Raw genomic sequence first — 25,362 nt, 5'->3', positions numbered from 1 at the left:
TCTGAACATGTTTAAAACATCTACACAATCATCACTCACGCCACGTCGCAATATCGTGCGCACGCTGGTGTTGATGCTGGCTTTCCTGGTGCTGTTTTCGCTTTCAGAAATCATCATTCTGTTAAAAGATCACGTTTACCAACCGAAAGCCGGAGATATCTCCCTTTATCTGATCATTTCGTTTTTAGCGGCCATAAGCGCACGCTTCTTCCTCACTCGCCTGCTGCTGGCCGTGACATTTATCGTGCAGATCTCAGAAGCGGTTTATTACCAATTCTACGGTCAGTTCTACGGTCCCAGCGAAGTGTGGCTGGCTTTCGTTGAAACAAAAGATATTGCCAGTGGGATTACTGATAGCCTCGGTTCGCTGGGCATCTACTTTGCCATCATGATAGTTGCAGTGGTATTTGCACTGGTCTTTACCCGCCGGATGGCACCGCAGTGGCATAAATGGCTGGCAATGCCATGTCTGCTGGCTATCGTGGTGATGTTTGCCGGGCAGTTCTATAAAGCGATCGACGGGCAGATGTATAAGTTCAACCCTGATCTTCGCCACTCACTGCTGCGTAACGGTTTGTCGGCCATGAGCTTCAGCGCCATCCGTCTGATCCCGGAAGCGCTTTCCGGCGAAAACCAGAGCGTCACCCATTATGAGCCGTACAAGGTCACGCCTGTGGAAGGCTCGCACGCGGGTAAATACTCCATCATTCTGGCGATTGGCGAGAGCCTGAACCCGCACCACGTGAGCGCACTGGGCTACGAGCGTGATACCACGCCAGAACTGAAAGCGCTGATGCAGCAGTATCAAGGTACGGGTCGTCTGATTGTCTCTAACGCCGTGTCGACGCGCGTGGCTATTCCGATGCTGGTGAACAACCTGCGCGAACCGGACAACTACGGCGCGTACAAATCGAAATCGACCAATATCTTTGCTAATGCGAAAAAGCAGGGTTATCAGACCGCGTTCATCTCGGCTCAAGGCCTGGAAGGGTTAAGCAACTGGATCGGTATCCACGATATTGATCTGTGGGAAGATACGCAGATCCGCCCGGCTCCCGATGTCGGTGCAGATGTGGTACTCACTCCGTCTGTCGAAAAAGCCGCTCTGGACTGGAACAAGCCGTTCCTGATGGTGCTCAATAGCCGTGCGCCGCATATTCCTTACGAGCGTAATATCCCACAAGGCTTTGCTAAATTCTCCACGCCACGTCTGAGTGATGACGTTGCGCAGAAGAAAAATGAGTACGACGATGCCGTTCGCCTGTACGACAAAGAACTGGCCTCTGCGATTCGTACCACGATGGCAAAATCTAAGCTGCCGGTGCTGGTCTTTATCACCTCGGATCACGGGGAGCGCGTAGGCGACGGCGGCTTATTCGGCCACTCGGTCGTGGAAATGCCGATTGCTCAGGTACCGTTCCTTTATTTCAGCAACGATCCGGCCTACTCCATGAATGCCATTAGCCCGCAAATCCCGTTGAACCACTTTCAGGTGGCAACGTTGATTAACAAAATGCTCGGCTATTCAGTGAGTAATCCGAATCAGAAAGACGACAGTTTCTTCATTACCGGCGGAGATATTCGCGGCCTGTCGGAGCGTGTGACCTACCATTTGAATGCGCTTCCTGAAGCAGAGCGGTAATCCGCAAGAGACTAAACGGGCAAGTGATTGCCCGTTTTTTTTGCTCTAAATGAACGCAACACCGCCAACCGGGCGAGCAAAAACGCCAAAGAGATAGCTTTACCCCGCCTAAATGCTTAGAATTTGCCCGCCGAAACTCAAAAACGGATAATCGCTTGGAATTGTTGTATACCGCCCTGCTCTACATTATTCAGCCACTGGTGTGGCTGCGACTGCTGCTTCGTAGCCGTAAAGCGCCTGCGTACCGAAAACGCTGGGCTGAACGTTATGGCTATTGCCGCAATAAGGTCGCCCCGGACGGTATTTTGCTGCATTCCGTTTCTGTCGGCGAGACGCTGGCCGCGATCCCATTGGTTCGCGCCCTGCGCCACCGCTATCCTTCGTTGCCGATTACCGTCACCACAATGACGCCGACCGGCTCCGAACGCGCCATGTCGGCCTTCGGTAAAGATGTCCATCACGTCTATCTGCCGTACGATTTACCTTGCGCCATGAACCGTTTCCTCAACACCGTGCGTCCGAAGCTGGTGATCGTGATGGAAACCGAACTGTGGCCGAATATGATTTCCGCCCTGCATGCCCGTAAAATTCCACTGGTCGTCGCCAACGCACGCCTGTCGGAACGCTCGGCCAAAGGCTACGGCAAGCTGGGCAGCTTTATGCGCCGCCTGCTGGCGAAAATCACGCTGATCGCCGCCCAAAACGAAGAAGACGGCGCGCGCTTTATCTCCCTGGGATTGAAACGCAATCAGCTCGCCGTCACCGGCAGCCTCAAATTTGATATTTCCGTCACGCCAGAACTCGCCGCCCGCGCCGTCACGTTGCGCCGCCAGTGGGCTCCTCGCCGCCAGGTGTGGATTGCCACCAGCACGCATGACGGCGAAGAAGAGATTATCCTGCAGGCGCATCGCAAGCTGCTGGAGAAATTCCCGGACCTGCTGCTGATCCTCGTACCTCGCCATCCGGAGCGCTTTAAAGACGCGCGTGAATTGGTGCAGAAAGGCGGATTTAGCTTCACCCTGCGCAGCAGCGGTGAGATCCCATCCGGCAGCACCCAGGTGGTGATTGGCGATACGATGGGCGAACTGATGCTGCTGTACGGAATTGCCGATCTGGCCTTCGTCGGCGGAAGCCTTGTCGAGCGCGGCGGTCACAACCCGCTGGAGCCGGCCGCACACGCCATTCCGGTGCTGATGGGCCCGCACATATTTAACTTCAAAGATATCTGCGCTAAATTGCAGCAAGCCGATGGCTTAATTACCGTAACCGACGCGGACTCGGTGGTGAAAGAGGTCTCGACCCTGCTCACCGACGAAGATTACCGCCTGTGGTACGGTCGTCATGCCGTCGAAGTGCTGCATCAGAACCAGGGCGCGCTGACCCGTCTGCTGCAACTTCTGCAACCTTATCTGCCTCAGCGGAGCCATTAATGTCCAAGCGTCTGTCGGTCGTGATGATCGCCAAAAACGCCGCTGACCTGCTTCCGGACTGCCTGGCCTCTGTCGCCTGGGCCGACGAAATTATCCTTCTCGATTCAGGCAGCAGCGACAACACCCTTGAGGTCGCCCGCGCCGCGGGTGCAAAGGTCTTCATCGATACGGACTGGCAGGGCTACGGCATTCAGCGCCAGCGCGCACAATCTTTTGCCACCGGCGATTACGTGCTGATGATCGACACCGACGAGCGCGTGACGCCGGAATTGCAGCAATCTCTTCAGTCAGTGCTGGCTTCGCCAAAACCTGGCGCAGTTTATAGCATCGCCCGCCGCAACTATTTCCTCGGACGCTTTATGCGCCACAGCGGCTGGTATCCCGACCGCGTCATGCGCCTGTATGAACGCGAGCGCTACCAGTACAACCGCAATCTGGTGCACGAATCGCTGGAGTGCGCGAACGCCGAGGTGATCAACCTGCAAGGCGATTTGCGTCATCTTACCTGTCGGGACTTTGCCAGCTTCCAGCGCAAACAGCTCAGCTATGCGACCGCATGGGCGCAGGAGCGCCACCAGCGCGGCAAGAAAGCCTCGATTGCCGGTATCTTCGCTCACACGCTGGGTGCGTTTCTGAAGACGCTGATACTGCGCGCAGGGATTCTGGATGGCAAACAGGGCTGGTTACTGGCGGTGGTGAATGCCCAGTATACTTTCAACAAATACACCGAGCTGTGGGCACTGAACCGCGGCTACTCAGAGAAAGCGTGAGCCATGAGCACAAAAGCGATTTATCCGGGTACCTTCGATCCGATCACTAACGGTCATCTTGATATCATCACCCGCGCGGCCAGCATGTTTGACCGGGTGGTTCTGGCGATTGCCGCCAGCCCGAGTAAAAAGCCGATGTTCGATCTGGATGAACGCGTCGCTCTGGCGACCGCTGCGATCGCGCATCTGCCGAATGTGGAAGTGGTGGGGTTTAGCGATCTGATGGCGAATTTTGCCCGCGCGCAAAAAGCCAACATTCTGATTCGTGGGCTGCGCGCCGTGGCGGATTTTGAATATGAGATGCAGCTGGCGCACATGAACCGTCATCTGATGCCGGAGCTGGAAAGCGTGTTCCTGATGCCGTCGAAAGAGTGGTCGTTTATCTCGTCATCGCTGGTGAAAGAGGTGGCGCGCCACGGGGGCGATGTGACGCACTTCCTGCCGGCGAACGTCCATCAGGCGCTGATGGACAAGCTCAAGTAACTTACTTCTGGCACTGGCGGCAGTAAAACGTCGCCCGCTGCGCATGTTTGGACGCCACAATCGGCGTCCCGCACACTCTGCACGGCTCCCCTTTTCGGCCATACACCTGCAGCTCCTGGGCAAAATAGCCCGGCTTCCCGTCACTTTGCAGGAAATCCTTCAGCGTAGTTCCGCCCTGCTCTATCGAGCGCAGGAGAACAGCTTTAATCACTTTCACCAGCAGCTCACACTCTTTGTCTGAAAGCGAAGAGGCCAGCCGATCGGGATGGATCCCGGCAGCGAACAGGGATTCACTGGCATAAATGTTCCCGACGCCCACCACCAGCTTGTTATCCATCAGCCAGGGCTTGATCGGCGTTTTCTTCTTCGCGCACTTCGCCTTCAGGTATTCGGCGTTAAAGTCTGCACTGAGCGGTTCAGGGCCGAGATGGGCCAGCACGTTATGCCCTTCCAGCTCTTTGGTCCACAGCCAGGCACCGAAGCGGCGAGGATCGGTGTAGCGCAGCACCTTGCCGTTACTCATCACCAGATCGACGTGGTCGTGTTTTTCGGCAGGCAGCTCTTCAGTGAGGATGCGCAGGCTCCCGGACATCCCCAGGTGGATAATGATCCAGCCATCGGGCAGCTCCAGCAGCAGATACTTGGCGCGACGCTGCACGCTGAGCACGGGCTTGTCGCTGAGGGCGTGGATCTCATCGGAAACAGGCCAGCGCAGACGGCCATTACGAACGACGGCATGCAGAATGGTCGCCCCCACCAGATGGGGTTCAATTCCACGACGGCTGGTCTCTACCTCAGGTAATTCAGGCATGTTTCCTCCTTTGAGATACACAGAATGCAAAAAACCCCGCGATTGCGGGGTTTTTCTTCAAAGAAAACTAAAATTATTTGATTTTAGCTTCTTTGTACAGCACGTGCTGACGGACAACTGGATCGAACTTTTTCAGTTCCAGTTTTTCCGGCTTAGTACGCTTGTTCTTCGTGGTGGTGTAGAAGTGACCTGTACCAGCAGAAGAAACCAGCTTGATTTTCTCACGAATACCTTTAGCCATGATTTATTTCCTCGTTAAGTACTTAGTACTTTTCGCCACGGGCACGCAGTTCGGACAGAACTGTATCGATGCCTTTCTTATCAATAACACGCATACCTTTAGCAGATACACGCAGGGTGACAAAACGCTTCTCGCTCTCAACCCAGAAACGGTGAGAGTGCAGGTTCGGCAGGAAACGGCGTTTAGTCGCGTTCAGTGCGTGGGAACGGTTGTTACCGGTCACCGGACGCTTGCCAGTAACTTGGCAGACTCGGGACATGTCTATTCTCCAAAAATCAAATTAGCTCGAGCTTCGTATGGGGTATCGGCGCCTCGTCAGGCTTTACAGCCCGGTCATCGCGGTTCTAAGCGAACTCTCGATTGCCAGGCCCAAATGCCAAACCCGAGATTCTCAAAGGTGGCGTAGTATACGCTGACTCGACGATGTGCTCAAGTCCCGAACAGACAAAGATCCCGATGGATCGCGCGAAATGGTCTAAATCCAACCATGTTCGGCAAAAGAAACATACTCTCCACGACCGATAACTAAATGGTCAAGCACACGAATGTCCATGAATTGACAGCATTTGATGATACGTTCAGTGATCTCTTTGTCAGCTTGACTTGGTTTAGCGCAACCCGAGGGGTGATTATGCGCGAGGATCACGGCGGCTGCATTCACTTTTATCGCTTCGCGGACAATTTCTCGCGGATGAACCTCCACGTGGCCCAATGTGCCCGAGAACAGCGGGCAGTGTTTTAACACCCGGTTCTGGTTATCCAGAAAGATCACCATAAAGATCTCGCGCTCGGCATCTGAGAGCTGACTCTGTAGGAAATCCCGCGTCATTTCAGGGCTTATCAGAGGGTTATCCTCGAGCATACGCACGCTATGATAGCGCCTCGACAGCTCCGCAATCCCCTTAAGCTGGGCATATTTCGCCACGCCAATCCCTTCGACATGCTTGAATTCCACCAGCTCCGCGTTGAGCAGACCATAAAGTGAGCCGAAATGCGCCAGCAGCTCCTCCGCCAGCGTGAACACACTTTTCCCAGGCGTACCGGTGCGTAAAAAAAGCGCCAGCAGCTCGCTGTCGGTCAACGAAGTGATCCCAAAATGGAGCATTTTCTCGCGTGGTAAGAGCGGTAAGGTGACATCCATATCTCTTCTCCCTGTTTTTCTCTCATGCTGACACAGGAATTGCCGCCGCTCGACAGGCACTTTTCGTTCTTGCGTAGCGCCTCGCAAAGTGCAGCACGGACAAAATCACGTCACTTTTGGGATTGTGATAAAATGTCCGCTCTCTGGTGAAACCCAACAGGAAAGAATCATGATGAGCCTGGCCGGTAAAAAAATCGTTCTTGGCGTGAGCGGCGGCATTGCTGCCTATAAAACGCCAGATCTGGTGCGCCGTTTGCGCGAGCGCGGGGCCGATGTGCGGGTCGCAATAACCGAAGGCGGTAAGGCCTTTATCACGCCCCTGAGTTTGCAGGCAGTGTCGGGATATCCGGTCTCTGACAGTCTGCTGGACCCGGCAGCCGAAGCGGCGATGGGCCACATTGAGCTCGGCAAATGGGCCGATCTGGTGATCCTCGCCCCCGCAACGGCCGATTTAATCGCACGCGTTGCCGCCGGTATGGCAAACGACCTGGTATCGACCATTTGTCTCGCCACGCCCGCCCCGGTCGCCGTGGTGCCGGCCATGAATCAGCAGATGTACCGCAACGCCGCCACCCAGCATAACCTGGAGGTTCTGGCCTCTCGCGGCTTGCTGATTTGGGGCCCCGACAGCGGCAGCCAGGCCTGCGGTGATATCGGCCCTGGACGCATGCTGGATCCCCTTGCGATTGTCGATATGGCCGCCACCCATTTCGCCCCTGTCAACGACCTGCAACATCTCAACATCATGATTACGGCAGGCCCGACGCGCGAACCGCTCGACCCGGTGCGTTACATCACCAACCACAGCTCCGGCAAGATGGGCTTCGCCATTGCCGCCGCTGCGGCAAAACGCGGTGCCACGGTTACGCTGGTGAGCGGGCCGGTTTCGCTACCAACACCCGCCTCTGTGCAGCGTATCGACGTGACAACGGCGCTGGAAATGGAAGCCGCAGTTCAGGCTCACGCTCAGAAACAGCAAATATTTATCGGCTGTGCGGCCGTCGCGGATTACCGTGCAGAAACGATTGCTGAGGCGAAAATCAAAAAGCAAGGCGATGAATTAACGATAAAAATGGTGAAAAACCCCGACATTGTCGCCGGTGTTGCCGCATTAAAAACCCACCGACCTTACGTCGTTGGATTTGCCGCAGAAACGAATAATGTGGAAGAATACGCCCGGCAAAAACGTACCCGCAAAAATCTCGATTTGATTTGCGCGAACGATGTCTCGCTGGCGACGCAAGGATTTAACAGCGACAGCAATGCACTGCACCTTTTCTGGCAGGATGGAGATAAAGTCTTACCGCTTGAGCGCAAGGAACTCCTGGGCCAACAATTACTGGACGAGATCGTTACCCGTTATGATGAAAAAAATCGACGTTAAGATTCTGGACCCGCGTGTTGGTCAGCAATTCCCGCTGCCGACCTATGCCACCTCCGGTTCTGCCGGTCTTGACCTGCGTGCCTGTCTCGACGACGCCGTAGAGCTGGCGCCGGGCGCGACCACGCTTATCCCGACAGGTCTGGCGATTCACATTGCCGACTCATCGCTGGCGGCAGTGATCCTGCCTCGCTCTGGCCTGGGTCACAAGCATGGTATCGTGCTGGGCAATCTGGTTGGGCTTATCGATTCTGACTACCAGGGTCAGCTGATGGTCTCCGTCTGGAACCGTGGCCAGGACAGCTTCACCATTGAGCCGGGCGAACGTATCGCGCAGATGGTCTTTGTGCCGGTGGTTCAGGCTGAATTTAATCTGGTGGAAGATTTTGACGCCACCGATCGCGGCGAAGGCGGCTTCGGCCACTCAGGGCGCAAATAAGCCCAACGATACGCATCTCACAGCGTCATAACGCGATAACACACCGCAAACGACAGTTTGCGGTCGCTGTGTGGATGCTCGCCGTAAAAGCGCTTATTTTCAGGGGTATTTTGTAACATGGCAGAAAAACAAACCGCGAAAAGGAATCGTCGCGAGGAAATACTTCAATCTCTGGCTCTGATGCTTGAATCCAGCGATGGCAGTCAACGCATCACCACCGCAAAACTGGCGGCCTCCGTGGGCGTGTCAGAAGCGGCGCTGTACCGTCATTTCCCCAGCAAAACGCGGATGTTTGACAGCCTGATCGAATTTATCGAAGACAGCCTGATCTCCCGTATCAATCTGATTTTAAAAGACGAAAAAGACACCACGTCGCGCTTACGTCTGATCGTGCTGCTGATTCTGGGATTTGGTGAACGCAATCCGGGTCTGACCCGCATTTTGACCGGCCACGCGCTGATGTTTGAGCAGGACAAACTTCAGGGGCGCATCAATCAGCTTTTCGAGCGTATTGAAGCGCAGCTGCGTCAGGTTTTGCGTGAGAAGAAAATGCGTGAAGGCGAAGGCTACGTCACTGACGAAACCCTGCTGGCCGGGCAGCTTTTGGCTTTCTGCGAAGGGATGCTCTCCCGTTTTGTGCGCAGCGAGTTTAAATATCGCCCGACGGACGATTTCGATACCCGCTGGCCGTTAGTGGCCGCACAGCTGCAGTAAACCTCTTGCCGGATGGCGGCTACGCCTTATCCGGCCTGGGGGACGCGCAGGCCCGGTCAGCGCAGCGCCACCGGGCAATTCACTCAGACGCCAAACTCTTCCCGATACGCCTGGACTAACGCCAGGTGATCCGCCATCTCAGGCTTCTCTTCCAGATACGCAATCAGGTCTTTCAGGGTGATGATCGACGTCACTTTGCAGCTGTAATCGCGCTCCACTTCCTGAATCGCCGAGATCTCACCGCGGCCACGCTCCTGACGATCGAGAGAGATCAGCACGCCTGCGAGCGTCGCGCCGTTAGCCTGAATGATCTCCATGGATTCGCGGATCGCGGTTCCGGCGGTGATCACATCGTCCACCAGCATGATCCGGCCCTGCAGCGCGCTACCGACCAGATTACCGCCTTCGCCGTGGGTTTTGGCTTCTTTACGGTTAAAGCAGTACGGCACGTCGCGGTCATGGTGTTCCGCCAACGCCACCGCGGTGGTGGTGGCAATCGGAATGCCTTTGTAGGCCGGGCCAAACAGCAGATCAAAATCAATCCCGGAATCTACCAGCGCTTCGGCGTAGAAGCGGCCTAAAAGAGCCAGATCGCGCCCGGTATTAAACAGGCCGGCATTGAAGAAATAGGGACTTTTACGCCCGGATTTCAGCGTAAATTCGCCGAACTTAAGAACCTGCTTGTTAAGCGCAAACTCAATAAACTGGCGCTGATAGGGTTTCATGGATTTGCTCCTCATCTTACTTTTCTACGGACAAAAAAAAGGGCGACAACGTCGCCCTTAAAATCAATTTTCTAACGCCGCTTTCTGCGTCGCGACAATGGATTCGATTCCCCCTCGGGCTAACGCCAGCAAGGTAAGAAGCTCTTCATGGGTGAACGGCTCGCCTTCTGCCGTGCCCTGCACCTCAATGATGCGACCGTCTTCGGTCATCACCACGTTCATGTCGGTTTCTGCTGCGGAGTCTTCAACGTATTCCAGATCGCAAAGGGCTTCGCCTTTGACAATCCCAACGGAGACCGCGGCAACCATCCCTTTCATCGGGTTGGTTTTGAGCTTACCCGCAGCAACCAGTTTGTTCAACGCATCGGCAAGAGCGACGCAAGCGCCGGTGATGGACGCCGTACGCGTGCCGCCATCTGCCTGAATCACGTCGCAGTCGAGGGTAATGGTGAATTCGCCCAGGGCTTTAAGGTCCACCGCCGCGCGCAGTGCGCGAGCAATCAGGCGCTGGATTTCCATCGTACGCCCGCCCTGCTTGCCTTTCGCCGCTTCACGAGCGTTACGGGTGTGGGTGGCGCGAGGGAGCATCCCGTATTCGGCGGTGATCCAACCCTGGCCCTGGCCTTTCAGAAAACGCGGTACGCCTTCGTCGATAGAGGCGGTGCACAGCACTTTGGTGTTACCGAATTCAACAAGCACGGAGCCTTCAGCGTGTATTGTATAGTTACGGGTCAGGATGACAGGGCGCACCTGATTGGCGCTACGGCCTGCTGGACGCATGATGATATCTCCGGCTTGAAACGAATGTGGCTGCGCATTATACGGATTAAACGCGCTTATTCCTATCCTGACAAAGCCCCGAAAGCTATAATCCCCCCATCTCTCCTCTAAAAACGGACATGTCTATGATTCGCAGTATGACCGCCTACGCCCGGCGTGAAATCAAGGGTAGCTGGGGTAGCGCTACCTGGGAAATGCGCTCGGTAAACCAGCGCTATCTGGAAACGTATTTCCGTATGCCGGAGCAGTTTCGCAGCCTTGAGCCGGTCGTTCGCGAACGTATCCGTGCTCGCCTGACGCGCGGTAAAGTGGAATGTAACCTGCGTTTTGAACCCGATGCGAGCGCCCAGGGGGAGCTGATCCTCAATGAAAAACTGGCTAAACAGCTGGTGAATGCAGCGAACTGGGTCAAGATGCAAAGCGACGAAGGTGAAATCAACCCCGTTGATATCCTCCGCTGGCCTGGCGTAATGGCGGCTGGTGAGCAGGATCTGGATGCGATCACCACCGAGATTCTGGGTGCGCTCGATGGCGCGCTGGACGATTTTATCATCGCCCGTGAAACCGAAGGCCAGGCGCTGAAAGCGATGATCGAGCAGCGCCTCGAAGGCGTCAGCGCAGAAGTCCTGAAAGTACGCGCCCACATGCCAGAAGTCCTGCAGTGGCAGCGCGAACGCCTGCTTGCCAGACTCGAAGACGCCGAAGTTCAGCTGGAAAACACCCGTCTTGAGCAGGAGTTGGTCCTGATGGCGCAGCGCGTCGACGTGGCTGAAGAACTGGATCGTCTGGAAGCACACGTCAAAGAGACCTACAACATTCTGAAGAAAAAAGAAGCCGTTGGTCGTCGCCTTGATTTTATGATGCAGGAGTTCAACCGCGAGTCGAACACGCTGGCCTCCAAGTCAATCAATGCCGAAGTGACCACTTCTGCGATTGAACTGAAAGTGCTGATTGAGCAGATGCGCGAGCAGATTCAGAACATCGAGTAATCGTCAGGGTAGCTCAACGCGAGCTACCCATTACTTTTTCTCACCCTTAAAAACCCACACCACACAAGAAAACCCTTCACTGCCCTGCTAAAAATACTATTTCCCTATTAGTTTAACTAAGCCAAATCGCTTCACCTTAGAAAATCTCAATCGTGATCCAGACCACAAAAGGCTACTCTGCCGCCAGTTTCTCTGGAGGCGATAATGCTTTTACATATTCTCTATCTGGTCGGTATCACCGCCGAAGCGATGACTGGCGCGCTGGCTGCCGGGCGTCGTCGTATGGACACCTTTGGTGTCATCATTATCGCCACCGCCACGGCGCTGGGCGGGGGATCGGTTCGCGATATCCTGCTCGGACACTACCCGCTCGGCTGGGTCAAACATCCAGAATATGTCGTCATCGTGGCCGTTGCCGCGGTGCTGACGACAATTGCCGCCCCTGTCATGCCACACCTGCGCCGCCTGTTTTTGGTCCTGGACGCATTGGGGCTGATCGTGTTTTCCATTATCGGCGCGCAAATCGCGCTGGATATGGGTGAAGGCCCGATCATCGCTACCATCGCCGCGGTCGTGACCGGCGTATTTGGCGGCGTGTTGCGCGACATGTTCTGTAAACGCATTCCGCTGGTATTCCAGAAAGAGCTCTACGCAGGGATTTCGTTTGCCTCTGCGGTGCTGTATATCGCCTTGCAGCATTATGTGTCGAGCCACGATGTCGTCGTCATCGCCACGCTGCTGTTCGGTTTCACCGCGCGTATGCTGGCGCTGCGTCTGAAGTTGGGGCTGCCCGTGTTTCATTACACGCACGACTCGCATTGAGTTCTTAACAAAAAGACAACGGGCAGAAAAAAGCACTTTTCGTGGGCTTATAATATATTCAAAAACGAATACAATACCGTTCTGTAATCGCCCTGGAAATTTGCGTTAAGAACCGATGTCACTTGCCAAAACCTCTGTACTTATCCTTGATAAAAAGATCGGCAGCCATTTTTTAATCCTGCTGCTGATCTCTGTGCTTATACAAATATGGCCAGTGTACTTCACGCAACCTGCACGGTTTGTGGTCCGCATTGCGATCTGTAATAGTCTTCTGTTGCTTGGCGCTTCCTCTATCTACCGGTATATACCCGGCAAAATTATTGCGTTTATTCTTACCGCTCTGCTGACGCTCAATTTTGCTATCGCTTTCAGCACCTGGAATGTTTACCAGAGCGAATTCAACACCGTCTTTGCCATGAGTATTCTGGCAACCCATATGGCTGAAGCGAAAAGCATGTCGGGGCTCTACATCAGTAGCTTCCCCGTAATCGCTGCCTATTTTGTTATCACCTGGTATGCCATTAAATCATTAAGCGATAACCTCTCTGATCGGGCAAAAGTCATCAGTATTGTCTTACTTGTGGGTTATATGGGCTGGTACTCCACCGCAAACTGGCTAAAAAAACGCAAAGATCTGGAAGTTTACTATCCACTGAGTTCGCGGATCCTGACCAACACGCCGTTTTACACGGGTTCAGAATTTATTATTGCCCATCGGGATAGCGCCCTTGCAAACAAAATCAGCCAGCAAAATGTGCATTATCCCGCCTTGCAATATCGTCAAACGGGCATAGAAAACTATGTGGTGATCGTCGGTGAATCCGCGCGTAGCAGTAATATGCAGCTTTACGGTTTTGATCAGGAGACCACGCCTGTAGCGTCAGCATTTAAGAAGAACGCCCTCGTCTTCACCCATGCCATTGCCCCTGCCTCAGCCACGGTACTGGCCGTACCGATGATTATGAGCAAAGCCGATCCAGACAATTTTAATGTCGATAAGCTTGCCGACAATATTGTCAGCATCGCCAGAAAATCAGGCTATTATACTGAATGGATCAGCGCACAAGGCAATTCGGGAAAGAGCAATAATTACATTGTCGCCATTGCCTCCACGAGTCAAAAAGCACAGTGGATTAATACCCAATATGATACTGAGCTTTTACCCGCTCTGGATGAAGCGCTGAAAAAACCCGGTAAGAAATTTATCGTGCTGCACATTAACGGAAGTCATGAGATGGCATGCGACCGCTATCCGGAATCAGCAAACATTCTCGATACGGGAAATAAATACGAAGATTGCTACAACAACGCGATTCGATTCACCGATTACTTTATCGGCGAGGTGGCGAAACGCTTACAAAACAGCGCCTCTTCAATGCTTTACTTCTCCGATCACGGGCTGGAAAAAAATCCGCAGCTGGATTCCATTTATATGCATGGCTCCCGCAACCCAAGCAAAGAGGCGTACGAAGTTCCGCAGTTTATCTGGTATAGCCAACCCGCACTATCAGCCCAAAAACGTCAACTCGGTTGGGTCCCAGGCTTCTGGCCCACCGCTAATAACTACTGGCTTATGCTGAGCTGGCTGGGTATTTCAACAGGTAATGAGAACTGCAGCTCAGTGCTCGAAACCTGCTACCAGGAGCCAACATTACTCCCGGTGATGGATGGTGGCCGTCATATTTTCGATTACGATCAGTTGCGTGAGACATTCAGTTCTCCGGGCAAAAACACTCCATGGCGAAAGGCCAAAACCGGATCCCTCTAAAACCCCTGAACGTCCTGCTTACCCAGCCAGGTCGCCAGGGTCTCAATCGTAGGATCATGGAAAAAATCGACCAGCTTTCGCGCTTTTTCCGGGCCGACGCCGGGAAGCTGGCTCCAGCTTCCCGCATCAGTATCGCGTAATTGCTGCCACGAAGAGGCATTCAGCGCTTTCGCTGCCGCCTGCGGTAATGGCACACCCAGCGCGCCAATCCACCGAATAAAAGGCTGCTGCCGCGCGAACTCAAAGCGATGCCACAGCTGCAAACCCCGACCCACATTCAAACCCGGCGTATTTTGAAGCTGCTCTTTGCTCAACGCCAGCCATGAGAAGATATGCTCAAAATGATGAGCCTGATGCAGCAATCGCCAGCCTGAATCCCCTGTCCCTTCAATATTGAGAATGCGCTTCGAACTCAACCAGACCAGACGGGCAAAAAACTGCTCCAGGCAATCGGGCGAAGCATAGAAACAGGTCAACGGGCTGAAATGCGGCTCAGGCGGCACAGGTTTGGTTCGCTCGGCGTCACGCCATACGACTTTATCGAAACGCGGTATGCCTTGCCCGGCAAGACTCACCAAAATCTGATCGCCTGGCGCAATGTCCAGCGTTCGCCATCGCCCAACGGAACCCAGGCTCACTCGCTGCACACGTTTGTCGCCCAACTGCACAGGCTCAAGAGTGGCAACCACGGCTATTTTACCCGTACGCCCAACGGCAAACTGGATGGCTTTAACTTCAGCAAGCTGAGAGACGGGCGAGTATTTCCATGCAACCACCCAGTCTCCCTCCCCGGGCAACCAGCGCTCACCCGCAGATTCAATCGCGGAGCGAATCACAATGCCGTCAGTGGCAAACGGCAGAGGTGATGTCAGCCAGTCGGTTCTGTTTTGCTCTACCTCATCTGCGGTTTGAACAGCGCGCGTATAACGCCCAGTCAGCGGAAAACCCGCCCTGGACAGTTCCGCAAGACGTTGCGACATATCGGCTGGCCCATCTGGCCACGCCCAGATAAACACGCCGAGATTATCGAGCACCGAGTTATCATTCTGGCGCATCATCATTCCCGCCACTTTGGCCCTGGCGTTCATGCCCCCCATCTGCTGCTGGATATGCCCTTCGCTTCGTAAAAACAGCTCGCCTTGTAGAACGCTCTCCGACAATGGCCCTTGCAGGACTACAGGTATCGACGGGATTTTTTGTACTCGCGCCGTCCAGTCTTCACCTTTTATCCCATCGCCACGGCTGATGGCCTGCACTAATTTTCCCTTCCGATAGACCAGCGTGACTGCGACACCATCCACTTTGGGTTGCACCCACAGATCCTGATGGGCATGCATCCACTGACGTAACTCCTCTTTCCCCTCCACCTTGTGCACGCCCGTATGCGCAACAGGGTGTTTGACCGTGCCGCTGACCGAGGGAACATCATCCGATGGCGGCTCATCGCTAAAGCAACGCCGCCATTGCGTGAGCCTGCCATTGAGCTGATCGTAAACCTCGTCGCTGACCTCGCCTTTTCCTTCCTGCCAGTAGGCTTGATTCCAGCGGGCGACCTGCGCGCTGAGTTCCGCGATTTCCTTTTCCGCTCTGGCATGCGACCAGGCGGGGCAAACCGCCATTCCGTAGCCGTTCCACAGAATTAATACCACTCCAGCCCATTTCCACATCGTCACGCCTCCCTGTTTTGCGCAAGGTATACCCCTCCCGTTTTGACCTGACTATCTGCAAAGTCACGATTTACGAGGCGGCTTCAGGGTTTTGTTTTGATTGCAGCAAAGGGCGGGGAAAACCGGAAAACGGTACGCAAAAATCAACAATCCAGTGGAAAAAGTGTGACAAAGACTACGTCACAGAGCGGCGACGTGTATAATAAGCCCGTATGTAAGACTTCTTCGCTAACACATACAAAAGACTCTCATGGCTCAAGGCACGCTTTATATTGTTTCTGCCCCTAGTGGCGCGGGTAAATCCAGCCTGATTCAGGCGCTGTTAAAAACCCAACCGTTGTACGATACGCAAGTGTCGGTTTCTCACACCACGCGCGCTCCGCGTCCGGGTGAAGTACACGGTGAACACTATTTCTTTGTTGATCACGATGAATTCAGAACGATGATTGGCCGAGACGCGTTCCTTGAACACGCTGAAGTTTTCGGTAACTTCTACGGGACATCCCGTGAAACCATCGAGCAGGTTCTGGCAACCGGCGTCAATGTGTTCCTGGATATCGACTGGCAGGGCGCGCAGCAAATTCGCGCGAAGATGCCACAAGCGCGCAGCATCTTTATTCTGCCGCCGTCGAAGGACGAACTGGATCGCCGCCTGCGTGGCCGCGGCCAGGACAGCGAAGAAGTGATCGCAAAACGTATGGCGCAGGCAGTTGCAGAAATGAGCCATTACGCCGAATATGATTACCTTATTGTGAATGATGATTTTGATACTGCCCTGGGCGATCTGAAAACCATCATTCGTGCAGAACGTCTGCGCATGAGCCGCCAGAAGCAGCGACATGACGCATTAATCACCAAACTGTTGGCAGACTGAACGCACTTTCAGTATCATGCCCAGTCCTTTCTTCATCTGTGGAGCATTTTAAGTATGGCACGCGTAACTGTTCAGGACGCTGTAGAGAAAATTGGTAACCGTTTTGACCTGGTACTGGTCGCCGCGCGTCGCGCTCGTCAGATGCAGTCCGGTGGCAAAGATCCACTGGTACCAGAAGAAAACGATAAAACCACCGTTATCGCATTGCGCGAAATCGAAGAAGGTCTGATCAACAACCAGATCCTCGACGTACGTGAGCGCCAGGAGCAGCAAGAGCAGGAAGCCGCAGAACTGCAGGCCGTAACCGCCATTGCTGAAGGCCGTCGTTAATTAAACCTGCGGGTCGCCCTTGTATCTGTTTGAAAGCCTGAATCAACTGATTCAAACCTACCTGCCTGAAGACCAGATTAAGCGTCTTCAGCAGGCGTATCTCGTTGCACGTGACGCTCACGAGGGCCAGACACGTTCAAGCGGTGAACCCTATATCACGCACCCGGTAGCGGTGGCCTGTATTCTGGCCGAGATGAAACTCGACTATGAAACGCTGATGGCCGCGCTGCTGCATGACGTGATCGAAGATACCCCCGCCACCTACCAGGATATGGAACAGCTGTTTGGCAAAAGCGTTGCCGAACTGGTGGAAGGGGTCTCTAAGCTTGATAAGCTGAAATTCCGCGATAAGAAAGAGGCGCAAGCCGAAAACTTCCGCAAGATGATTATGGCGATGGTGCAGGATATCCGCGTCATACTTATCAAACTCGCTGACCGTACCCATAATATGCGCACGCTGGGCTCATTACGCCCGGATAAACGTCGCCGCATCGCGCGTGAAACCCTCGAAATTTATAGCCCGCTGGCACACCGTTTAGGTATCCATCACATTAAAACCGAGCTGGAAGAGCTGGGTTTTGAAGCGTTGTACCCGAACCGCTATCGTGTGATTAAAGAGGTGGTCAAAGCCGCGCGCGGCAACCGTAAAGAGATGATTCAAAAAATCCTCTCTGAAATCGACGGACGTTTGCAGGAAGCGGGAATTCCGTGTCGCGTAAGCGGCCGCGAAAAACATCTCTACTCCATCTACTGCAAGATGGTGCTCAAAGAGCAGCGTTTTCACTCGATCATGGACATCTACGCATTCCGCGTCATCGTTCATGATTCTGACACCTGCTACCGCGTGCTCGGCCAAATGCACAGCCTGTACAAACCGCGTCCGGGGCGCGTCAAAGACTACATCGCCATTCCAAAAGCGAACGGCTATCAATCTTTGCACACCTCGATGATCGGGCCACACGGCGTGCCTGTTGAGGTGCAAATCCGCACCGAAGACATGGACCAGATGGCGGAAATGGGTGTTGCCGCGCACTGGGCTTATAAAGAGCACGGCGAAACCAGCACCACCGCGCAAATCCGCGCCCAGCGCTGGATGCAAAGCCTGCTTGAACTCCAGCAGAGCGCCGGGAGTTCGTTTGAATTTATCGAGAGCGTTAAATCCGATCTCTTCCCGGATGAGATTTACGTTTTCACGCCAGAAGGGCGCATTGTCGAGCTGCCTGCTGGCGCCACGCCGGTCGACTTCGCTTATGCCGTGCACACCGACATCGGTCATGCCTGCGTAGGCGCACGCGTCGACAGGCAGCCTTATCCGCTGTCGCAGCCGCTCACCAGCGGTCAGACGGTCGAAATCATTACCGCACCGGGCGCTCGCCCGAATGCCGCATGGCTTAACTTCGTCGTCAGCTCCAAAGCGCGCGCGAAGATCCGCCAACTGCTGAAAAACCTGAAACGTGACGATTCCGTCAGCCTTGGCCGTCGCCTGCTCAACCACGCGTTGGGTGGCAGCCGCAAGCTGGCCGAAATTCCGCCAGAGAATATTCAGCGAGAGCTGGAGCGCATGAAGCTCGCCTCGCTTGACGATCTGCTGGCAGAAATCGGCCTCGGCAACGCCATGAGCGTCGTGGTCGCGAAGAACCTGCAGCAAGGCGAAGCCTCCGTTGCGCAGCCAACAACTCAGGGCCACGGTCATCTGCCGATTAAAGGCGCGGATGGCGTGCTGATCACCTTCGCCAAATGCTGCCGACCGATTCCAGGCGATCCGATCATCGCCCACGTCAGCCCAGGTAAAGGTCTGGTTATCCACCACGAGTCCTGCCGTAACATCCGTGGCTATCAGAAAGAGCCCGAGAAGTTCATGGCCGTTGAGTGGGATAAAGAGACCGAGCAGGAATTTATCACCGAAATTAAAGTTGATATGTTCAACCACCAGGGCGCACTGGCGAACCTGACGGCGGCGATTAACACGGCCACTTCCAACATTCAGAGCCTGAATACGGAAGAAAAAGATGGCCGCGTCTATAGCGCGTTCATTCGCCTGACCGCGCGCGATCGTGTGCATCTGGCGAATATTATGCGCAAAATTCGCGTGATGCCGGACGTCATTAAAGTCACCCGTAACCGAAATTAGTGACATGAGATCTGAACGTTATGAACGTATCTGTGAGATGCTCGCCAGACGTCAGCCCGATCTGACGGTGTGTATGGAGCAGGTCCATAAACCTCATAACGTCTCCGCCATCGTCCGCACCGCGGACGCCGTTGGCGTGCATGAAGTTCACGCCGTCTGGCCGAGTAAAAACATGCGCACCATGGCCTCCAGCGCGGCCGGGAGCAACAGCTGGGTGACGGTTAAAACCCATCCCACGATTGCCGACGCCGTTGCAGAGCTGAAAGGCAGCGGCATGCAGATCCTTGCCACCCATCTTTCCGATAAAGCCGTCGATTTCCGCGAGATTGATTACACCCGTCCCACCTGTATTCTGATGGGTCAGGAGAAAACCGGGATCACCCAGGAAGCGTTAGAGCTGGCGGATCAGGACATCATCATCCCGATGATCGGTATGGTGCAGTCGCTTAACGTCTCCGTCGCCTCGGCGCTGATTCTGTATGAAGCCCAGCGCCAGCGCCAAAACGCAGGGATGTACGAGCGTGAAAACAGCATGCTCCCGGAAGACGAGCAGCAGCGCCTGCTGTTCGAAGGCGGTTATCCGGTGCTGGCCCGCGTGGCAAAACAGAAGCAACTCCCTTATCCCCACGTCAACGCGCAGGGCGAAATCGAAGCCGATGCCGCGTGGTGGTCCACCATGCAGTTTGCAGGCTAATTCATGAAAGGCCATCTGCTTGATGCCGTTCCGCTCAGCTCCTTAACGGGCGTAGGCGCAGCGCAAAGCAGCAAGCTGGCGAAGATCGGCCTGCACACCGTGCAAGATTTACTTCTACACCTCCCTCTGCGCTACGAAGACCGCACACAGCTTTACGCCATCGGCGATTTGCTGCCCGGCATCTACGCCACCGTGGAAGGCGAGGTGCTGAACAGCAGCATCACATTCGGCGGTCGCCGGATGATGACCTGTCAGATCAGCGACGGCTCCGGCATTCTCACCATGCGTTTTTTCAACTTCAACGCAGCGATGAAAAACAGTCTCGCCACCGGTCGACGCGTGCTGGCCTACGGCGAAGCGAAGCGCGGTAAGTACGGCGCGGAGATGATCCACCCGGAATACCGCGTGCAGGGCGATCTGAGTACGCCTGAACTCCAGGAGACGCTGACGCCGGTTTACCCCACGACGGAAGGCATCAAGCAGGCTACGCTGCGCAAGCTGACCGATCAGGCGCTTGAGTTGCTCGATACCTGTGCCATCGCCGAACTGCTGCCACCAGAGCTGGCGCAGGGCATGATGAGCCTGCCGGAAGCGATCCGCACATTGCACCGCCCACCGCCATCTTTACAGCTGAGCGATTTAGAGAGCGGCCAACATCCGGCCCAGCGGCGGCTTATCCTTGAAGAATTACTGGCCCATAACCTGAGCATGCTGGCGCTTCGCGCGGGTGCCCAGCGTTTTCATGCCCAACCCCTTCCTGCCCGTGATGATTTAAAAGATAAGCTGCTGGCCTCCCTGCCGTTTAAGCCGACTAACGCCCAGGCGCGAGTCACCGCCGAGATCGAACGCGATATGGCGCTCGACGTGCCGATGATGCGCCTGGTACAGGGTGATGTCGGTTCCGGTAAAACCCTGGTTGCTGCCCTCGCGGCACTGCGCGCCATCGCAAACGGCAAGCAGGTGGCGCTGATGGCGCCGACGGAACTGCTCGCCGAGCAGCACGCCAACAACTTCCGCAGCTGGTTTGCGCCCCTGGGTGTCGAGGTCGGCTGGCTGGTCGGGAAGCAAAAAGGCAAAGCGCGTCTTGCGCAGCAGGAAGCGATCGCCAGCGGTCAGGTGCAGATGATTGTCGGCACCCACGCCATTTTCCAGGAACAGGTGCAGTTTAACGGCCTTGCGCTGGTGATCATCGACGAACAGCACCGCTTTGGCGTGCATCAGCGCCTGGCGCTGTGGGAGAAAGGGCTGCAGCAAGGTTTCCATCCGCATCAGCTGATCATGACCGCGACCCCGATTCCACGCACCCTGGCGATGACCGCCTATGCCGATCTGGATACCTCGACCATCGACGAACTGCCGCCAGGCCGTACGCCGGTCACCACCGTGGCGATTCCGGATACCCGTCGCAGTGAGATCATCGAGCGCGTGCGCAACGCCTGTACGCACGAAGGACGTCAGGCGTACTGGGTGTGTACCTTGATTGAAGAGTCCGACCTGCTGGAAGCCCAGGCGGCAGAGGCCACGTGGGAAGAACTCAAGCTGGCGCTACCCGAGCTGAACGTCGGGCTGGTGCATGGCCGAATGAAGCCTGCTGAGAAACAGGCCGTGATGCAGGCATTCAAGCAGGGCGAGCTGCATTTGCTGATCGCCACGACGGTGATCGAAGTGGGTGTGGATGTGCCTAATGCCAGCCTGATGATTATCGAAAACCCGGAGCGACTGGGTCTTGCGCAACTCCACCAGCTGCGTGGCCGCGTCGGACGTGGTGCGGTGGCGTCCCACTGCGTATTGCTCTTCAAATCCCCGCTGTCCAAAACGGCGCAAATGCGGCTGCAAGTCTTGCGCGACAGCAACGATGGCTTTGTCATTGCGCAAAAAGATCTCGAGATCCGCGGACCCGGCGAACTGTTAGGCACGCGCCAGACCGGCAACGCCGAGTTCAAAGTCGCCGATCTGCTGCGTGACCAGGCGATGATCCCTGAAGTTCAGCGCCTTGCGCGTTACATTCACGAGCGCCATTCCGCGCAGGCAACCGCATTGATTGAGCGCTGGATGCCGGAAACCGAGCGTTATTCCAACGCCTGATAAACACTGCCAGAAACAGTTTGTATAATTTATAAATGCAATCGTTTGCTTTTACCATCCGGTCAGCTAAAATGCCCGCTTTTCCACCGTGGGATTGCCGCCGATGTCCGTTAACGCCGTAGAGTCTCCTGATGCGCAACCGATTGCGCCGACTCAGCATAATAGTGAATTAATCTACCGTCTTGAAGATCGCCCACCGCTGGCGCAGACCCTGTTCGCCGCCTGTCAGCACCTGCTGGCGATGTTCGTGGCGGTGATTACGCCTGCCCTGCTGATCTGCCAGGCGCTCGGTTTACCGGCTCAGGACACGCAGCACATCATCAGCATGTCCCTGTTTGCCTCCGGCGTGGCGTCGATTATTCAGATTAAAGCCTGGGGTCCGGTGGGCTCAGGTTTGCTGTCGATTCAGGGCACCAGCTTTAACTTTGTTGCTCCGCTGATCATGGGCGGCACTGCACTGAAAACTGGCGGCGCGGATGTGCCAACGATGATGGCCGCCCTGTTCGGCACATTGATGCTGGCCAGCTGTACGGAAATGGTCATCTCCCGCGTACTGCACCTGGCGCGCCGCGTGATTACCCCGCTGGTCTCCGGCGTAGTGGTGATGATTATCGGTCTGTCGCTGATTCAGGTTGGCCTGACGTCCATCGGCGGCGGGTATGCGGCGATGAGCGACCACACCTTCGGCGCACCGAAAAACCTGCTGCTGGCGGGCGTGGTGCTGGCGATTATTATTCTGCTCAACCGTCAGCGTAACCCGTACCTGCGCGTCGCCTCGCTGGTTATTGCCATGGCGGCCGGTTATCTGATGGCGTGGGCGCTCGGCATGCTGCCGGAAAACACCGCCCCGACCAACAGCCCGCTGATCATGGTCCCGACGCCGCTCTATTACGGCCTCGGCATCGACTGGAACCTGCTCCTGCCGCTGATGCTGGTGTTCATGATCACCTCTCTGGAAACCATCGGCGACATCACCGCGACGTCCGACGTCTCCGAACAGCCGGTCTCTGGCCCGCTGTACATGAAGCGCCTGAAAGGCGGCGTGCTGGCGAACGGACTGAACTCCTTTGTCTCCGCCGTGTTTAACACCTTCCCGAACTCCTGCTTCGGCCAGAACAACGGCGTGATCCAGCTGACCGGCGTCGCCAGCCGCTACGTGGGCTTTGTGGTGGCGCTGATGCTGATCGTGCTCGGCCTGTTCCCGGCGGTGAGCGGCTTCGTGCAGCACATTCCGGAACCGGTTCTGGGCGGCGCAACGCTGGTGATGTTCGGGACGATTGCCGCATCTGGCGTGCGTATCGTGTCGCGCGAGCCGCTGAACCGTCGTGCGATCATGATTATCGCGCTGTCGCTGGCCGTCGGCCTCGGCGTGTCTCAGCAGCCACTGATCCTGCAGTTCGCCCCTGACTGGGTGAAAAACCTGCTCTCCTCCGGCATCGCCGCGGGCGGTATCACTGCGATTGTTCTGAACCTCGTCTTCCCGCCTGAAAAGAACTGATCCCCGTCACGGCAGGCATCGCGCCTGCCGTGAAACCGAATTACACCATTCCTGCCTTGAGGATTGCGCATAAATCGTGCATAACTCCTCTATGTGCGTTTGACGGGATGGAAGACCATGAAATTTATTGGAAAGCTGCTGATCTGGATTTTGGTTGCGGTGCTGATCGCAATCCTGGCACTCTATATCCTCGTGCAGACCCGCTGGGGCGCGTCGCAGGTGAGCAGCTGGATCACGGTGAATACCGACTACGAACTCAACTTCGACCTGATGGATCACCGCTTTTCCTCCCCGTCGCATATCATCTTGGAAAACGTCACCTTTGGCCGCGATGGCAAACCCGCCACGCTGGTGGCGAAGAAAGTCGATATCGGTCTGAGCAGCCGACAAATCACCGATCCGCTGCATATGGACACCATCACCCTGCACGATGGGACGCTGAATCTCTCCCCGCAGACGGCCCCGCTCCCCTTCCAGGCCGACCGACTGCAGCTAAACAATATGGCGTTTAACAGCCCGAATACCGAATGGGACCTGAGCGCGCAAAAAGTCACAGGCGGCGTCAGCCCCTGGGAACCGAAAGCGGGCAAAGTGCTGGGCAATAATGCGCAGATCCAGATGAGCGCCGGATCGCTGACCCTCAACGGCGTGCCCACCAGCAACGTGCTGATTCAGGGGGAGCTGAACGGTAAAGAAGTGGTGCTGAGCACCATCGGCGCGGACATGGCGCGCGGCTCGCTGACCGGCACCGCGCGGCGCAACGCCGACGGCGGATGGGTGATCGACACCATGCGTCTGAACGACATTCGTCTGCAAAGTGATAAATCATTAGCGGATTTCTTCGCACCGATCACCACGCTGCCGTCGTTACAGATTGGTCGTCTGGAAGTGACCGACGCGCGCCTGCAAGGCCCGGACTGGGCGGTGACCGATCTCGACCTGAGCCTGCGCAACCTGACTCTGAGCAAGGGCGACTGGCAGAGCCAGGACGGGCGTCTGTCGATGAACGCCAGCGAGTTTATCTACGGTTCGCTGCATCTTTTTGACCCGATTCTGAACGCTGAATTCTCGCCGCAGGGCGTGGCGCTGCGCCAGTTCACATCCCGCTGGGAAGGCGGCATGGTGCGCACCTCCGGCAACTGGCTGCGCAACGGTAAAGCCCTGGTGCTGGACGACGTCGCCGTCGCCGGGCTCGAATATACGCTGCCGCAGAACTGGAAAGCCCTGTGGATGGACCCGCTGCCGGAGTGGCTCAACGGCGTCACCCTGAAAAAGTTCGGCCTGAGCCGCAACCTGGTGATTGATATCGACCCGGCATTCCCGTGGCAGGTCACTTCCCTCGATGGTTATGGCGCCAACCTCCAGCTGGGGAAAGATCGCCAGTGGGGCGTGTGGGGCGGCAATGCGACGCTTAACGGCGCCGCCGCTACCTTTAACCGCGTGGACGTGCGACGTCCGTCGATGGCGCTCGCCGCGAATGCCTCGACGGTGAATATCACGGAGCTGAGCGCCTTTACTGAGAAAGGCATTCTGGAAGCGACGGGGACGGTTTCACAGTTGCCGCAGCGTCAGACCACGATCAGCCTGAACGGTCGCGGTGTGCCGCTGAACGTGCTGCAACAGTGGGGCTGGCCTGCGCTGCCGGTGAGTGGCGACGGCAACATCCAACTGACCGCCAGCGGGAGCGTGCAGGATAAAGCGCCGCTAAAACCGACGGTGAACGGGAAATTGAAGGCAGTGAACATGGATAAGCAGCAGGTCGAGCAGACGATGGTGGGTGGCGTGATTTCAACGGCACCGTAACCCTGAACCGTAGGCCCGGTAAGCGCAGGGTATGAACCGGAAACATGGGTAACACTTTAGACCGGATACATGGGTAACAGTTATAACTGGCATAGAAGAGGAGACTCACTATGCCCTGGACTGAGACCCGACCTATGCAACGCC

General features: G+C 55.8%; 24 protein-coding genes. 17 read left to right on the top strand and 7 right to left on the bottom strand.

Translation table 11 applies throughout. From position 1 onward, the window contains the following. Positions 1–7 precede the first annotated feature (7 nt). From QQF33_RS20650 to coaD, 4 genes are all read left to right on the top strand, one after another. Positions 8–1,642 (top strand): sulfatase-like hydrolase/transferase, encoded by a 1,635-nt coding sequence (locus tag QQF33_RS20650; RefSeq protein ID WP_285151015.1) that lies wholly within the window; start codon positions 8–10, stop codon positions 1,640–1,642. A 155-nt stretch (positions 1,643–1,797) separates the two neighbouring features. Continuing rightward, on the top strand, positions 1,798–3,072 hold the full coding sequence (gene waaA, locus QQF33_RS20645; protein ID WP_285146217.1) for a lipid IV(A) 3-deoxy-D-manno-octulosonic acid transferase: 1,275 nt from the start codon (positions 1,798–1,800) through the stop codon (positions 3,070–3,072). Next, positions 3,072–3,842 carry a glycosyltransferase family 2 protein gene (locus QQF33_RS20640; protein ID WP_285146218.1) on the top strand — a complete coding sequence of 257 codons (771 nt, stop codon included), beginning with the start codon at positions 3,072–3,074 and terminating at the stop codon, positions 3,840–3,842. Before waaA ends, QQF33_RS20640 begins: the two co-directional genes overlap by 1 nt. A gap of 3 nt (positions 3,843–3,845) precedes the next feature. Continuing rightward, the gene (gene coaD / locus QQF33_RS20635) at positions 3,846–4,325 is read left to right on the top strand and encodes a pantetheine-phosphate adenylyltransferase (protein ID WP_282492053.1); all 480 of its coding nucleotides are present in this window, start codon (positions 3,846–3,848) and stop codon (positions 4,323–4,325) included. Between the two features lies 1 nt (position 4,326). Here the strand turns inward: coaD and mutM are convergent, their stop codons facing one another. The 4 genes from mutM to radC all read right to left on the bottom strand — a co-directional run bounded on the left by mutM (position 4,327) and on the right by radC (position 6,518). After that, positions 4,327–5,136, bottom strand: coding sequence for a bifunctional DNA-formamidopyrimidine glycosylase/DNA-(apurinic or apyrimidinic site) lyase (gene mutM, locus QQF33_RS20630; RefSeq protein ID WP_285146219.1), 810 nt, complete (start codon positions 5,134–5,136; stop codon positions 4,327–4,329). A 73-nt stretch (positions 5,137–5,209) separates the two neighbouring features. Continuing rightward, complete coding sequence (gene rpmG / locus QQF33_RS20625) at positions 5,210–5,377, bottom strand: 50S ribosomal protein L33 (RefSeq protein WP_003024094.1); 168 nt, start codon at positions 5,375–5,377, stop codon at positions 5,210–5,212. A 22-nt stretch (positions 5,378–5,399) separates the two neighbouring features. Next, positions 5,400–5,636 (bottom strand): 50S ribosomal protein L28, encoded by a 237-nt coding sequence (gene rpmB, locus QQF33_RS20620; RefSeq protein ID WP_002436699.1) that lies wholly within the window; start codon positions 5,634–5,636, stop codon positions 5,400–5,402. A 216-nt stretch (positions 5,637–5,852) separates the two neighbouring features. Beyond that, the gene (gene radC / locus QQF33_RS20615) at positions 5,853–6,518 is read right to left on the bottom strand and encodes a RadC family protein (RefSeq protein ID WP_282492055.1); all 666 of its coding nucleotides are present in this window, start codon (positions 6,516–6,518) and stop codon (positions 5,853–5,855) included. A 172-nt stretch (positions 6,519–6,690) separates the two neighbouring features. On the opposite strand from radC, the gene coaBC reads away from it, so the two are divergent. From coaBC to slmA, 3 genes are all read left to right on the top strand, one after another. After that, positions 6,691–7,902 (top strand): bifunctional phosphopantothenoylcysteine decarboxylase/phosphopantothenate--cysteine ligase CoaBC, encoded by a 1,212-nt coding sequence (gene coaBC, locus QQF33_RS20610; RefSeq protein WP_285158531.1) that lies wholly within the window; start codon positions 6,691–6,693, stop codon positions 7,900–7,902. Beyond that, on the top strand, positions 7,880–8,338 hold the full coding sequence (gene dut, locus QQF33_RS20605; RefSeq protein ID WP_282492056.1) for a dUTP diphosphatase: 459 nt from the start codon (positions 7,880–7,882) through the stop codon (positions 8,336–8,338). Before coaBC ends, dut begins: the two co-directional genes overlap by 23 nt. 117 nt (positions 8,339–8,455) lie before the next feature. Next, on the top strand, positions 8,456–9,052 hold the full coding sequence (slmA, locus tag QQF33_RS20600) for a nucleoid occlusion factor SlmA (protein WP_285158501.1): 597 nt from the start codon (positions 8,456–8,458) through the stop codon (positions 9,050–9,052). An 83-nt stretch (positions 9,053–9,135) separates the two neighbouring features. Here slmA and pyrE read toward each other — a convergent pair whose 3' ends face one another. Beyond that, on the bottom strand, positions 9,136–9,777 hold the full coding sequence (pyrE, locus tag QQF33_RS20595) for an orotate phosphoribosyltransferase (RefSeq protein ID WP_285158500.1): 642 nt from the start codon (positions 9,775–9,777) through the stop codon (positions 9,136–9,138). Between the two features lie 63 nt (positions 9,778–9,840). Then, the gene (rph, locus tag QQF33_RS20590) at positions 9,841–10,557 is read right to left on the bottom strand and encodes a ribonuclease PH (RefSeq protein WP_282492059.1); all 717 of its coding nucleotides are present in this window, start codon (positions 10,555–10,557) and stop codon (positions 9,841–9,843) included. A gap of 125 nt (positions 10,558–10,682) precedes the next feature. Between rph and QQF33_RS20585 the strand changes: the two genes are divergently transcribed. The 3 genes from QQF33_RS20585 to QQF33_RS20575 all read left to right on the top strand — a co-directional run bounded on the left by QQF33_RS20585 (position 10,683) and on the right by QQF33_RS20575 (position 14,136). Continuing rightward, positions 10,683–11,546, top strand: a complete 864-nt coding sequence (locus QQF33_RS20585) for a YicC/YloC family endoribonuclease (protein WP_282492060.1) — start codon at positions 10,683–10,685, stop codon at positions 11,544–11,546. Between the two features lie 204 nt (positions 11,547–11,750). Further along, a complete protein-coding gene (locus QQF33_RS20580; protein ID WP_282492061.1) occupies positions 11,751–12,368 on the top strand; it encodes a trimeric intracellular cation channel family protein in 618 nt (205 codons plus the stop codon). A 115-nt stretch (positions 12,369–12,483) separates the two neighbouring features. Further along, positions 12,484–14,136 carry a phosphoethanolamine transferase gene (locus tag QQF33_RS20575; protein WP_285158499.1) on the top strand — a complete coding sequence of 551 codons (1,653 nt, stop codon included), beginning with the start codon at positions 12,484–12,486 and terminating at the stop codon, positions 14,134–14,136. Here the strand turns inward: QQF33_RS20575 and ligB are convergent. Beyond that, entirely contained in the window at positions 14,133–15,803 is a 1,671-nt protein-coding gene (gene ligB / locus QQF33_RS20570; protein WP_285158498.1) for an NAD-dependent DNA ligase LigB, read from the bottom strand. The two genes, QQF33_RS20575 and ligB, sit on opposite strands and share 4 nt — an antisense overlap. A 250-nt stretch (positions 15,804–16,053) precedes the next feature. Between ligB and gmk the strand changes: the two genes are divergently transcribed. The 7 genes from gmk (at position 16,054) to QQF33_RS20535 (ending at position 25,218) form a co-directional block, all read left to right on the top strand. Next, complete coding sequence (gmk, locus tag QQF33_RS20565) at positions 16,054–16,677, top strand: guanylate kinase (RefSeq protein ID WP_285158497.1); 624 nt, start codon at positions 16,054–16,056, stop codon at positions 16,675–16,677. Between the two features lie 54 nt (positions 16,678–16,731). After that, a complete protein-coding gene (gene rpoZ, locus QQF33_RS20560) occupies positions 16,732–17,007 on the top strand; it encodes a DNA-directed RNA polymerase subunit omega (RefSeq protein ID WP_032615688.1) in 276 nt (91 codons plus the stop codon). A gap of 19 nt (positions 17,008–17,026) precedes the next feature. Then, complete coding sequence (spoT, locus tag QQF33_RS20555) at positions 17,027–19,138, top strand: bifunctional GTP diphosphokinase/guanosine-3',5'-bis pyrophosphate 3'-pyrophosphohydrolase (RefSeq protein ID WP_282492064.1); 2,112 nt, start codon at positions 17,027–17,029, stop codon at positions 19,136–19,138. Between the two features lie 4 nt (positions 19,139–19,142). Further along, positions 19,143–19,832: a tRNA (guanosine(18)-2'-O)-methyltransferase TrmH gene (gene trmH / locus QQF33_RS20550; protein WP_282492065.1), complete on the top strand. Its 690-nt coding sequence runs from the start codon at positions 19,143–19,145 to the stop codon at positions 19,830–19,832. Between the two features lie 3 nt (positions 19,833–19,835). Then, positions 19,836–21,917 (top strand): ATP-dependent DNA helicase RecG, encoded by a 2,082-nt coding sequence (recG, locus tag QQF33_RS20545; RefSeq protein WP_285158496.1) that lies wholly within the window; start codon positions 19,836–19,838, stop codon positions 21,915–21,917. 103 nt (positions 21,918–22,020) lie between these two features. Then, on the top strand, positions 22,021–23,415 hold the full coding sequence (locus QQF33_RS20540) for a nucleobase:cation symporter-2 family protein (RefSeq protein WP_282492067.1): 1,395 nt from the start codon (positions 22,021–22,023) through the stop codon (positions 23,413–23,415). 117 nt (positions 23,416–23,532) lie between these two features. Next, positions 23,533–25,218 (top strand): AsmA family protein, encoded by a 1,686-nt coding sequence (locus QQF33_RS20535; RefSeq protein WP_285158494.1) that lies wholly within the window; start codon positions 23,533–23,535, stop codon positions 25,216–25,218. Positions 25,219–25,362 lie beyond the last annotated feature (144 nt).

Source organism: Lelliottia wanjuensis, assembly GCF_030238365.1.
GTDB classification, from domain to species: Bacteria; Pseudomonadota; Gammaproteobacteria; order Enterobacterales; family Enterobacteriaceae; genus Enterobacter; species Enterobacter wanjuensis.
Note: the sequence above shows the minus strand (reverse complement) of the source record. Positions and strands in the feature narration are given on the sequence as shown.